General features: G+C 69.6%; 12 protein-coding genes. 7 read left to right on the top strand and 5 right to left on the bottom strand.

The annotated features are described in order from the left end of the window. Nucleotides 1-105 precede the first annotated feature (105 nt). Nucleotides 106-1044 (top strand): methylenetetrahydrofolate reductase, encoded by a 939-nt coding sequence (locus tag PSS76_RS16215; protein ID WP_013416372.1) that lies wholly within the window; start codon nt 106-108, stop codon nt 1042-1044. 3 nt (nt 1045-1047) lie between these two features. On the opposite strand, the gene PSS76_RS16210 is transcribed toward PSS76_RS16215, so the two are convergent. The 5 genes from PSS76_RS16210 to PSS76_RS16190 are packed head-to-tail and all read right to left on the bottom strand — an operon-like array spanning nt 1048 to nt 6049. Then, complete coding sequence (locus PSS76_RS16210; protein WP_337456352.1) at nt 1048-2217, bottom strand: glycosyltransferase family 2 protein; 1170 nt, start codon at nt 2215-2217, stop codon at nt 1048-1050. A gap of 13 nt (nt 2218-2230) precedes the next feature. Then, nucleotides 2231-2965 carry an LppM family (lipo)protein gene (locus PSS76_RS16205; protein WP_443147377.1) on the bottom strand — a complete coding sequence of 245 codons (735 nt, stop codon included), beginning with the start codon at nt 2963-2965 and terminating at the stop codon, nt 2231-2233. 32 nt (nt 2966-2997) lie between these two features. Then, on the bottom strand, nt 2998-3798 hold the full coding sequence (locus PSS76_RS16200; protein WP_337456350.1) for a carotenoid biosynthesis protein: 801 nt from the start codon (nt 3796-3798) through the stop codon (nt 2998-3000). Further along, nucleotides 3795-5432 (bottom strand): phytoene desaturase family protein, encoded by a 1638-nt coding sequence (locus PSS76_RS16195; protein WP_064078467.1) that lies wholly within the window; start codon nt 5430-5432, stop codon nt 3795-3797. The genes PSS76_RS16200 and PSS76_RS16195 overlap by 4 nt, the downstream gene beginning before the upstream one ends. Continuing rightward, nucleotides 5429-6049, bottom strand: a complete 621-nt coding sequence (locus PSS76_RS16190) for a GNAT family N-acetyltransferase (RefSeq protein WP_005512524.1) — start codon at nt 6047-6049, stop codon at nt 5429-5431. Before PSS76_RS16190 ends, PSS76_RS16195 begins: the two co-directional genes overlap by 4 nt. Nucleotides 6050-6305: 256 nt before the next feature. On the opposite strand from PSS76_RS16190, the gene PSS76_RS16185 reads away from it, so the two are divergent. From PSS76_RS16185 to PSS76_RS16160, 6 genes are all read left to right on the top strand, one after another. Next, nucleotides 6306-6737, top strand: coding sequence for an SAV_6107 family HEPN domain-containing protein (locus PSS76_RS16185; protein ID WP_064078120.1), 432 nt, complete (start codon nt 6306-6308; stop codon nt 6735-6737). Between the two features lie 248 nt (nt 6738-6985). Beyond that, entirely contained in the window at nt 6986-7426 is a 441-nt protein-coding gene (locus tag PSS76_RS16180) for an SCO2097 family morphological protein (RefSeq protein ID WP_005512526.1), read from the top strand. Nucleotides 7427-7889: 463 nt separating this feature from the next. Next, a complete protein-coding gene (gene mraZ, locus PSS76_RS16175) occupies nt 7890-8321 on the top strand; it encodes a division/cell wall cluster transcriptional repressor MraZ (protein ID WP_005512527.1) in 432 nt (143 codons plus the stop codon). 188 nt (nt 8322-8509) lie between these two features. Continuing rightward, complete coding sequence (rsmH, locus tag PSS76_RS16170; protein WP_064078044.1) at nt 8510-9514, top strand: 16S rRNA (cytosine(1402)-N(4))-methyltransferase RsmH; 1005 nt, start codon at nt 8510-8512, stop codon at nt 9512-9514. A 3-nt stretch (nt 9515-9517) separates the two neighbouring features. Further along, nucleotides 9518-10210 carry a cell division protein FtsL gene (gene ftsL / locus PSS76_RS16165; RefSeq protein WP_064057663.1) on the top strand — a complete coding sequence of 231 codons (693 nt, stop codon included), beginning with the start codon at nt 9518-9520 and terminating at the stop codon, nt 10208-10210. Then, nucleotides 10207-12084 (top strand): peptidoglycan D,D-transpeptidase FtsI family protein, encoded by a 1878-nt coding sequence (locus PSS76_RS16160; protein WP_226347352.1) that lies wholly within the window; start codon nt 10207-10209, stop codon nt 12082-12084. Before ftsL ends, PSS76_RS16160 begins: the two co-directional genes overlap by 4 nt. Nucleotides 12085-12113: the final 29 nt, after the last annotated feature.

Raw genomic sequence — 12113 nt, 5'->3', positions numbered from 1 at the left:
GCACGTGAGACGGGGAGCCGACGCGATGCGGTCCGACCAGTGCACTGAACCTATGCTTGGCGGGTGACATTCGATGCCGTCCGGGGGCGCAACAGCGCGGGATTCGTGACTCAGACCCCCTCGATCGTGGACCGGATCCGCTCGTCCGAAGCTTCGAAGAGCGGTCGGATTCCCTTCTCCGTCGAGTTCTCGCCGCCCCGCGACGAGGCCGCCGAAGCGCGGCTGTGGCGTGCGGTTCGCGAATTCGAGCGACTCGGACCGGCATTCGTGTCGATGACCTACGGCGCCGGCGGGTCGACGCGTGACCGCACCGTCCGCGTCACGGGTCAGTTGGCGGACGACACCACCCTTCTGCCCGTTGCGCACCTGACCGCGGTGGGGCACAGCATCGACGAACTGCGCGCGATGTGCGGGGCGTACGCCGACCGCGGCATCAGCAACATCCTGGTTCTGCGTGGGGATCCGCCGGGCGATCCGCTCGGCGATTGGGTCAAGCACCCCGACGGCGTCGAGTACGCCGAGGAGTTGGTGCGTCTGGTGCGCGACATGGGCGACTTCCACGTCGGTGTGGCGTCCTTCCCCGAGGGCCACTACCGCGCGCCCGACCTCGATCACGACACCAAATACCTGGTGCAGAAGCTGCGAGCGGGTGCCGAGTACTCGATCACCCAGATGTTCTTCGACGTCGAGGACTACCTGCGGTTGCGCGACCGCGTCGTCGCGTACGACCGCGAGCAGGGCGAGAAGCCGATCATCCCCGAGATCATGCCGATCACGTCGCTGCGCTCGGCGCGGCGCAGCCTGGAACTGTCGGGTTCGAGTCTGCCGCCCGCGCTCGAGGAACGTCTCACCCGCGCCGCGGGCGACGGACCCGACGAGAACCGGGCCGCGGTGCGCGAGATCGGCATCGAGGTCGCGACCGAGATGAGTGAGCGGCTCATCGCCGAGGGCGCGCCGTGCCTGCACTTCATCACGCTCAATTTCGCGCGGGCCACCGGCGAGGTGTTGGCGAACCTCGGGATGTCGGCCTCGGCGTCGGTCTGACCGTCAGGTCAGCTGTCGACCCTTCCACTGCAGTCGCCGGCGGCGGCGGTCGCGGTGCGACACCGCGACCAGTCGCACGAAGGCGGCGACGGACACCGGATGTGCCGCCGCATCGGCCACATCCCGGCCACTCGGCGGTGAACCGCGTTCGACGGCCCGAGCGGTGATGCGTGAGGCGATCGCGGCCAGGTAGCCGGCGGTGCCCCAGACGCGGGTGCGGCCGCTACCGAACAGCATCGCGAGCGGCGGGACGGCGTAGGTCGCCGCGACCAGGGTCGTCACCACGGCCGCGCCCGCGGGCGACCCGAAGGCGGTCCACAGCCAGCGCGTGTACCCGTCCCGCAGCGCGTCCGCGTCCGTGTACATCCGGCAGTGCGCCCGCTCCTGCGCGGCGGCGACGACGGTGCGGCCGCCGCGGCGGCGCACGGCGCGCGCGATGTCGAGGTCCTCGGTGTGGCTGCCGGCGACAGGAGCGTGCCCGCCCATGCGGTAGTAGGCGGCGGCGTCGAACACCAGGAACTGTCCGCATGCGACGACGGTCGACGGGCGGGTACTGCGATTGGCGACGGTCACCGGCAGCGTCGAGAACCACGACCAGCACAGCAGGGGCTGGATCAGTCGCTCGGTGACCGTCGCGGCATCCTGCCGCGGCCACGGTGAGACGAGGTCCGCTCCGCAGTCGCGCAGCGCGGTCACCGCCGCGGCGAGGGCGTCGGCCGCCAGACGCACGTCGGCGTCGAGGAAGACCAGCACGCCGGGCCGGGCCGGGTCCATCAGACGGGCTGCGCGGGTGGCGCCCTCGTGGCACGCCGCGTTCTTCCCGAGCCATCCCGGCGGCGGACCGTCGCCGGGGACGAGGGCGAACCGGCCGTCGCCCGCGAACGCCGACGTCGCGACCGCCGCGGTGCGGTCGGCCGACTCGTCGTCGAGGACGATCACGCGCAGGGTGTCGAGGAGAGTCTGCCGCCGAAGATCTGCCACCAGATCGCCGATGCGACTCTCCTCGTTCCGGGCGGGCACCACCACCGTGACGGGTTCGGTGACGCGGCGTGCGTGGAGACGGGGGATCGTGCAGGCGTTGACGGCCGCGATCGCCGCCCCCGACAGCGCGACGAGCGCCGCGCTCCGGGTCACGAGCAGGGACGAACGCAGTGGACGGAGTGGGGCTGCCATCGGAGTGGACCGGCTACCGCGTCGACGTCTCCAGGGATCTGTCGCGCTGCGGCCACGGCGGAGTGTTGCGGTTGCGGTGGAGCCAGGCCATGCCGCCCACGATCAGCGCGACACCGATCGCCACGCCCGCCGACATGCCGGCCCAGCCGGCGAAGCTGCGGGTGCTGGGGTCCGCGTAGCGAACCTCGGCGCGTAGATTGGTGACCTCTCCCGCGGGCAGCTTCCACGTGACGGTCGAATCCCCGTCCCGGGTGCCGTTGGTGGTGGCCACGCGGGCCGGGAACGCGATCGTGAACTGGACGTCGGTGCCCTGCGCCGGAACGTCCTCGAGATCGATGCGGCCGTCGAGGCTCACCAGGTCGCCGGCTCGCTGCAGCGACAACTGCAGTACGCCGGAGGTGTCGGCGGACATCGAGCCGAGATCACGTACCTCGCCGAACGACAGTCCACTGAAGAACACCTGGGTGCCGACGTAACCGTCCTTGTCGTACTCCTGCACCCTCATCCGGTCGGCGAGCGAGTCGGGTGGCGTCAGCTGCGGCCCCTTGTCGTCGTCGTCCTTCGGGACGGTGGCTGCGACGATCTGGCCCGACACCTTGTCGTCCGCCGAGACACCCATCGAGACCTGCACCCGCAGGCAGCCGGCCAGCAGCGGCACGAGCAGCAGCGCGAGAACAGCGGCACCGAGCACCCGCGTGCGGGGGCGGCGGGACGACAGTGGGGGAGTCGGGCGGGAAGGCGGCTGCACAGCGATCATCGTGCCAGGCACCGGGATACGTGTCAGGCGGTAGGGGTGTTGTGCTGCTCGGCTCGGCGTGTGCGGGTGAGGTTCACGAGGAGCGGCACTCCGAGGACACCCATCGCGACGGCTCCGTAGACCGCCGAGTAACGCAGTTCCGGCGCGTCGAGGAAGACGGTGTGAGCCAACGCCGACCCGAGCCACGTCCACAGGAACAGCGCGATCGGGACCGCGTCGGACGCGGACACGGTCTCCGTTCGGCGATCGAGCAGATCGACCAGGACGGCCATCACCGCAGCGACGAGAAGCCAGCCCGCGTAGTTGGTCAGCGGAATGTGGGCGACGCCGGGCAGACCGGCGTCGGTGACGCACCACTGCCACTGACCGTCCGCGACCATCTGCGGGTCGAGATACAGGTCCCAGCCGACGACGCCGACCGTGGTGAGGACGATCCGCGAGAGCCGCTGCCGCGTCAGTCGCGACGCGACGCACCACACCGGGTAGAAGCCCGCCGTCCACGCGAACGGAACGACGAGCGGGACGTCGGCGATCGACCAGCCGAGACGTCCGGTGGCGTACTCGTAGCAGCCGTACGGGATGCCGGTCCCGGTGCCGACCACCTCCGACAGCAGACCGATACCTGCGGTCGCCGCGACCATGCCCGCCGCCCAGAGCTTTCCGCGCACGGCGATCGCGTGCAGGATCGAGGCGGCGGCGAGCAGGGCCACCACGGCGACCGTGACGGCGTCGCGGGGACCGCTGTGGACCAGCGGGTACGCGATCTGGGCGCCCACGGCGGCGATCGCGACGACGGCCGAGGCCCGCCGCACGGTGGTGTTCACCGGAGTTTCTTGCGCAGCGCCCGACGCCACCGGCCCCCGCGCGCGTCCGACAGCGCGATCCGGGCGGCGCTGCGGCCGCTGGCCCCGGACACGCCTCCGCCGGGGTGCGTCGATGCCCCCGTGAGGTAGAGGTTGTCGGCGTCGGGCACGCGTTGGCCTGCGAGTTCGGGCAGCGGCCGCCACAGCATCATCTGGTCGAGCGACATCTCCACGTGCATGACGTTGCCACCGAGCAACCCCATCTCGCGTTCGATGTCCGCCGGTGTCTGCACGTGACGGTGCCGGACGCTGTCCGCGAACCCCGGTGCCAGGGCGTCGACGCCCGCCACGATCCGGTCGGCCTCGCTCTCGCCCAGGCTCGCCCAGTCCCGTCCGCCCGACAGCCGGTACGGATGCCATTGCGACCACAACGTCACCTGGTGCTCGCCGACAGGGGAGATGCTGGGGTCGATGCTGCTGAAACTCATCGCCAGGACCGCGGGCTCGGGCGGGAGTTCGCCGGCGAGCGCGGCGCCGTGGGCGGTGCGCAGTTGTGCGCGATCGGAGACCAGCAGTTGCAGGCCCGACGTCGTGGTGGTCGCGGACGCGTCGGCGGGTGCGCTCGGATACGACGGCAGGGCATCGGTGCCCAGCCGCAGCACCATCCCGATGCCGGGGCCGACCCGGATCCGGCGCCGCCAGCCGTCGAGCGTGGCGCGGTCGTAGCCGCCGCGCTCGAGCAGATCGAGGGTGGTCAGGATGTGGCAGCCGGCGACGACGTTCCGGGCGCGCACGCGCCGGCCCGATTCGGTGACGACCGTCCAGCAGTCCGCCGTCCGGCACAGTTCGGTGACGCCGTCGCCGAGGCGGACGGTGCCACCGTCCGCCGTCAGTCGTGCCGACAGCGCCGCGGTCAGGGCGCCGCTGCCGCCCACCGCGCGACCGGGGGGCAGCGTGTGCATGAGTGCGGCGAAGCCGACCATCGGCGCCGTGCCGGGTTCGGACATCGGGGGACCGGACTGGGCCCCGAACCAGGCCAGGGCTGCCTTGAGCGGTTCGCTGTCGAAGTACTCGTCGAGCAGCGCGTCGCCGGACGCGAGGAACTCGCGGGACAGGGCCGCACCGCCGTCTCCGGTGTCGAGGCCCCAGAACGAACGCAGCAGGTGACCGCCGGTGGGCGGCGCGGAGAACGAGCGCATCACGCGTTCGGACCGCGGACCCCACGTGCCGACGAAGCGGCGGTAGGCGTCGGCGTCGGCGCGTCCGCACGATTCTTCGATCGACCTGCACGTGCGGTCGAGGCTGCGGTGGAAGACGATTCCGGGTCGCTCGGAGCCCGCGGGCGCCGGCGCGAACGCCCAGGGGTCGCAGTCGATGTAGCGCAGGCCGTGGGCCGCGAGATCGAGCTCCTCGATGATCCCGGTGTGCCGGATCATGATGTGCGCCGACGAGCCCCGATCCACCTTGTGCCCGGGGAATCGCTCGACCGTCGAGACGGCGCCGCCCACGACGGTGTCGCGCTCGAGCACCTCGACCGACCAGCCGTCCCGCGCGAGATAGCAGGCGGCGACCAGTGCGTTGTGCCCGGAGCCGATCACGACGGTGTCGAGGGCCGCATCCGAGCGCCGACGGATTTCCTGCGGTTGTCCGTTCACAGCGGCAAACCCCTTCCGAGGACGGCGAACGGGCGGCGGTCGCCCGCGAACGTGAAGTGCCGGACGACGTCTCGGAATCCGGTACGCCGGTACAGGCGCCAGGCCCGGTTGTCCTCCTCGGACACCTCGGGCGTCGACAGCAGGACCCCGCGTTCGGGGCGGTCGGCGAGGAGTCGGCGCAGCAGTCGTTCACCGAGACGATGCCCCTGGGCGCTCGGGTGCACGTGCAGTTCGGTCAGTTCGAAGTAGCTGCCGAGGATGTACTCGATCTGGTCCCGACTCCACCCCGTCGCCTGCATTCCGTGGCGGACCTGCTGTTGCCACCACTGGTCGGGGGCGCCGCGATACCCGTAGGCGATCGCGACGAGCGGACCGGGCCGATCGGGTTGCGCCGGATCGGGACGGACGGCACCGACCGCTCGCCATCCCGGGCGCTGCGTGTGTTCGGTCCACAGCGGCGCGCGGTGGAACTCCGTCCCGCGGGGGTAGTTCATGGCTTCGACGTAGATCGACAGGGCCTCCGGTAAGCGGGCACGCATGTCGGATACCGACAGGTCGACGACGACCGGCGTCGGGTCCGGGTCGATACCGGGACTCTCGCCGGGGTTCGCATCCATGAGTGGGCTCACCCTTCTCTCTCTTGACGACGTGTCGGTGGGGCCAGCTATATTGAATAGGTCGAACGCATGTTCGATATTGGTGATCCGGTGATGCCGGTGATGTTCGAGGGAAGCGAACATCACCGGCTCACCGGTCCCGAGGTTCGTACTTCTGGGAGGTGCGCGAATCGTGGTCCAGGTCCAGTCGCGGACATCAGGTCCGAGAGTGAGGGTGCGGGGGTCGTCTGGGGCGGCGTCGGGGTCGGTGTCCTCGGTGCCTTCAGGGATGTCGGGCCCCAAGGGCGGGGCGTCCGTGCGGGGTCCGCTGTCGGCGCCTGCCAAGGCGGTGAATCTGTTGCGCCGGGCCGACAGCTTGCTCTCGGAGGCTGCCGGTGCGTCCCATCCCGCCGAGAGGTTCTGCACCGCGTACGTCGGCGCACTGCGTGGCGCAGCGGCCGTGCTGGCCGCGAGCGAGGGGACGTCGGCCGGCGGGGCGCGCCGACCCCGCTCCCGCAGCGCGTGGGTGTTGATGGCGCGTGCCGAACCCGGCTTCGGTGCGTGGGCGGATTACTTCGCCGGTTACTCGGGACTGCGTGCGGACCTGGAGGCGGGCATCACCCGCACCGTCGACGCGGAGGAGGTGGACGGCTTCTACGCCGAGGTCGGGAGGTTCCTGTTCGACGTCGAGGACCTTCTCGGGCGCTGACTACCGTGCCGGTTTCCGCAGGTGCCGCCGGGTCCGATCCGCGTGCGCGAGCGGGTGATTCCGGACACCTCCGGGCGTCCACCCGCCGGGCTGCCCCAGATAGTCACCTATTCGATGAGAACTCGTCGATGGAGTAGGTGGTGGGGGGCTGGTTCTACTCGTATTATTGAATCCAGGTAACCGCCAGTCCGTTACCCGCCTCTCCGCACCGCGGTGAGGTGCCAACTCTTAGTGCCGGGGGAGGTACCGTGCCACTCTCCGAGCACGAGCAGCGCATGCTCGACCAGATCGAGAGCGCTCTCTACGCCGAGGATCCCAAGTTCGCGTCCACAGTGAGGGGCGGACGTATTCGCGTCGCCTCCAGCAAGCGCCGATTGCAGGCGGCGGCCCTGTTCGTTCTGGGTCTCGTTCTTCTCATCGTGGGTGTGGCTGTCGATGTGTTGAGGTTGGGCGATTTCCCGATCGTCAGTGTGATCGGGTTCGTCGTGATGTTCGGTGCCGGTGTTCTCTTCCTCGTCGGCGGAGGAAAGAGCCATCTGGCGGCGGTTCCCGACGGAGACGACTCAGGCTCCGGTGGGGCAGATGCCAACCGCGGCTCGCATCAACGCAAGCCGCACGGAGGTAAGAAGTCCGGCGGATTCTCGTCGCGGATGGAAGACAGGTTCCGCAAGAGATTCGAACAGGAATAGGCCGGCACACTTTCCGAACGGCGGCGGCGCTACCCATGGGTCGCGCCGCCGCCGTTTGCGTGTGTGGCCGCGGTCCGACCCGTGCCCCCACATCGACCCACCGGGGTCCCCACAGTTCCCCACCGAGCGTGGCCGGCCGCAAAGGGTGCCGCCCGTCGGGGTGATTGAGCGCTCCGACCTGGGCGTTTCGGCGGCTTTCGGGTGGCCCCCGTGAGGGATGTCGCGTGCCTGGCCGGGTGTTTGCGGTCACGTTCGCCGCGTCCCCCACTTCGACCCATGCGTGTGAACTGCAGTTATCTTTCGAAACTTGTCAAATCGGCCCCGAGTTTGGAGTCGTGGTGGGGGAAAGTGGGGTACTGTGGTGCGCAGCGGATCGTGGGAGCGACCCGCATGAATGCTGGGTCGCACCAACCGGTGAGGTCCCAACAGATTCGCCACAGGGGCTCCGGCGGGAGGTGACGAGATGTTTCTCGGTACCTACACGCCGAAGCTCGACGACAAGGGGCGACTGACGTTGCCTGCGAAGTTCCGGGACGCGTTGGCTGGAGGGTTGATGGTCACGAAAGGTCAGGACCACAGCCTTGCGGTGTACCCCCGCGAGGAGTTCACCGCGGTCGCGCGTCGTGCTGCTGCGGCTTCCCGGACCAACCCGCAGGCCCGTGCATTCGTGCGCGGACTTGCATCGGGGACGGACGAGCAGCACCCCGACGGTCAGGGCCGGATCACGCTGTCCGCCGACCACCGTCGCTACGCGGGGCTGTCGAAGGACTGTGTGGTGATCGGTCAGATCGAATTCCTCGAGATCTGGGACGCCCGAGCGTGGGAGTCCTACCTCGCGGAGCACGAGGAGAGCTACTCGCAAGCCAGAGACGAGGCGCTCGAAGGGATCTTCTAGCCCGGAGACGCCATCGGCGAGTGCCGCGAGGCCTCTGCCCGAAGGTGACCCTGACGCACTTCCCCAGTGTCAGGTTCGCCGCCGGGACCCTGACGCACTTCCCCAGCGCCAGGTCCCCGATCGGACAGGGACCCCGAGGCATTCGCCCACCCTGCACAGCAACACACCGCGGAAGAGTCGGAGGAATCATGGTCGACGGCGAGGACGGCAAGGTCCCCGGCGAGTTCGGTCATGTCCCGGTACTGCTCAATCGTGCCGACGACCTGCTGGGTCCGGCGATCACGGCCGACAACCCGCGCGGTGACGGCGCCGTCATGATCGACGCGACCCTCGGTCTCGGCGGGCATTCGGAGTATTTCCTGCGCACCTACCCCGGGTTGCATCTCATCGGCCTGGACCGAGATCCCGAGGCGTTGCGCATCGCGTCGGACCGTCTCGCGCCCTTCGCGGACCGGACGACGTTCGTGCACACCCGCTACGACGGCATCGTCGAGGCCCTCGGTCAGGCGGGCCTCGATCCCGTCGGATCGGTGCACGCGATCCTGTTCGATCTCGGGGTTTCCTCGATGCAGCTCGACGAGGCCGATCGGGGCTTCGCATACTCGATCGACGCGCCGCTGGACATGCGGATGAATCCGACGACGGGCATCACGGCCGCCGAGGTCCTCAACACGTACAGCCACGGCGAACTGGCGCGGATCCTGAGCACGTACGGCGAGGAGCGATTCGCCGGCCGGATCGCGTCCGAGATCGTGCGCCGTCGCCAGAAGCAGCCGTTCACGACCAGCGCTGCGCTGGTGGAACTCCTCTACGACACCATCCCGGCCGCCACCCGGCGCACCGGGGGACACCCTGCCAAGCGGACCTTCCAGGCGCTGCGGGTGGAAGTCAACGGCGAACTCGATTCGCTGCGCGACGCGATCCCCGCGGGGCTGGATGCGCTCGCGGTCGGTGGGCGTGTGGTGTTCATGTCGTACCAGTCGCTCGAGGATCGCGTCGTCAAGCAGGAACTCGCTCCGCGCGCGAAATCGAAGACGCCCGAGGGGCTCCCCGTGGAGCTGCCGGGGATGGGTCCGGAGTTCAAGATCCTCACCCGTGGTGCGGAGAGGGCCTCCGAGGCCGAGATCGAAGACAACCCACGAGCGGCACCGGTCCGCCTGAGGGCAGCGGAACGAATCGCGAGGAAGGCGTAGCGCATGACTGTGCAGATGACTCCCGTCGGTGTCGGGTCCGCGAGTCTTCGCCGGTCGGATGCCGCGCAGCGTGCCTACGAACGCCGCCGGCAGCGTGCCACCGTGGCGGGCCACCCGTCGGCGTCGGACACGCGTGTCACCTCGGTCGTGACGACACCCAAGGACGTCGTGGCCCGGATTCCGTTCGTGGCCACCATCATCGGGTTGCTGTGTCTGGGACTCGCGGCCACGCTGCTGCTCACGACGCGCTCGGCGGAGGATTCGTACGAGCTGGCCGCCACGCGCGCGCACAATCAGACGCTTCGTGAGCAGGCTGTCGACCTCAAGCGCGAGGTGGAGGCCGGCAACTCGGCGCCCGTTCTCGCGCAGAAGGCCGCCGAGTTGGGCCTGATTCCCGCGAAGGATCCGGCGCGGCTGCTGCAGGCGTCGGACGGCTCGGTCCAGGTGATCGGCACGCCGAAGCCCGCGGAGGGCAAGCCGGTCGCTCCGTTGGACCGGACACCGGCGCCGACGGTCGCCCCCGAGCGTCCTCGGCAGCAGACGACCACCGCCCCGCCGACCACGCCGCCGAGCACCACGTCGCCGGGTACTCCCGCCACGCCGCAGCCGAGCAATGACGGCCGCATCCAGGCACAGGGTGAACAATTGACACCCGTGACGGTGATCACCCAACCTCCGGTGGGCGCGCGCCAGTGAGCGGCTCCGCTCCGCGGCGTCGCCGGCCGGCACCCCCGCCTCGACGTCCGAAGCGGGGGCGCACGAAGCGCGGCGATTCCTTCGAGTTCCGTCTCCGTGGCGGGCGCCTCGTGATGCTCGGCGCGCTGGCCATCGTTGCGGTCCAACTGCTCTGGGTCCAGGGCATCGCGGCTCCGCGGCTGTCCGCCGAGGCCGCCAATCAGCGCACCACGACCGTGACGTTGCCCGCGGTCCGCGGCGCCGTGGTCGATCGCAACGGCAACAAGCTCGCCTACACCCTCGACGCGAAGGCTCTCACGTTCCAGCCCGTCGCCGAACGGAAGAGGCTCGAGGAAGCGCACGCGGAGAACCCGGAGAAGCCCGAGCCCGACGAGCGGCTGCAGGAGATCGCGGAGGGTATCCACGAGCGACTCGGCGACACCGTTTCCGAGAGCGACCTGCTCGAGAAGTTGCGCAGCGACGAGACCTTCGTCTATCTCGCGCGCAGCGTCGACCCGGCGATCGCCGCCGACATCGGCGACGAGTTCCAGGAGGTGGGGCTCGAACGGCAGGACATCCGCGAGTATCCGGGAGGTTCGCTCGCCGCCAACGTCGTGGGGGCGACCGGATGGGACGGCCACGGACTGCTCGGTCTGGAGGCGTCCCTCGACTCGACGCTGGCGGGGAAGGACGGCTCGGAGACCCACGACCGGGGTTCGGACGGCGCGGTCATCCCGGGCAGCCGGCGTGATCTCCGCGAGGCGGTCGACGGGTCCACGGTGGAACTCACGCTCGACTCCGACCTGCAGTACTACGTGCAGCAACAGACGCAGCAGGCCAAGGACCTGTCGGGCGCGAAGAACGCGTCCGTCGTGGTGCTCGACACGAAGACCGCCGAAGTCCTCGCGATGGCGAACGACGGCACGTTCAATCCGGCGATCGGGGTGGGCAACAACCCGCGTACCGCGCAGATGGGCAACCTTCCCGTGAGCTCGCCGTTCGAGCCGGGTTCGGTGAACAAGATCGTCACCGCCGCTGCGGCGATCGAGTACGGCCTCACCACCCCCGACGAGGTACTCCAGGTTCCGGGCACCATTCAGATGGCCGGCGTCTCCGTCAAGGACGCGTGGGCGCACGGCGTGGTGCCGTTCACCAGCACCGGGGTTTTCGGAAAGTCGTCCAACGTCGGCACCCTGATGCTCGCGGAACGTGTCGGTGAGGAACGCTTCGCGGACATGCTCCACCGCTTCGGGCTCGGCCAGGTCACCGATGTCGGGCTGCCCGGCGAGAGTGCCGGCAGTGTCCCGGCCCTGGAGGACTGGTCGGGGGGTACCTTCGCGAACCTGCCTATCGGGCAGGGTCTTTCGATGACCCTGTTGCAGATGACCGGCATGTATCAAGCGATCGCGAACGATGGTGAACGGATCTCTCCGCGGATCGTCAAGGCTGTGGTCGACGAGGACGGCACCCGTACCGAGACCGAACGTCCCGAGCCCGTACGCGCGATCAGTGAGGAAACGGCGCGTACGGTGCGCGACATGTTCCGTTCGGTGACCCAGAAGGATCCGATGGGCTACCAGCAGGGCACGGGCCCGCAGGCGGCCGTGGAGGGCTACCAGATCACCGGCAAGACGGGCACGGCCCAGCAGGTGGATCCTGCCTGCCGGTGCTACTCCAACTCGAACTACTGGATCACGTTCGCCGGTATCGCTCCGGCCGATGATCCGCGCTACGTCATCGGCATCATGCTCGACGCGCCGGTGCGGGGGATCGACGGCGGCGGTGGCCAGTCGGCGGCGCCGCTGTTCCACAACATCGCGTCGTGGCTGCTGCAACGCGACAGCGTTCCGATGTCGCCGGATCCGGGTCGGCGGTTGGTGCTCCAGGCGGACTGACGAGGCGGTCGGCGTGACGATTCCCACGG

It is taken from the genome of Prescottella sp. D32, from assembly GCF_037287305.1.
In the GTDB taxonomy this organism is placed as follows: Bacteria; Actinomycetota; Actinomycetes; order Mycobacteriales; family Mycobacteriaceae; genus Prescottella; species Prescottella equi.
Note: the sequence above shows the minus strand (reverse complement) of the source record. Positions and strands in the feature narration are given on the sequence as shown.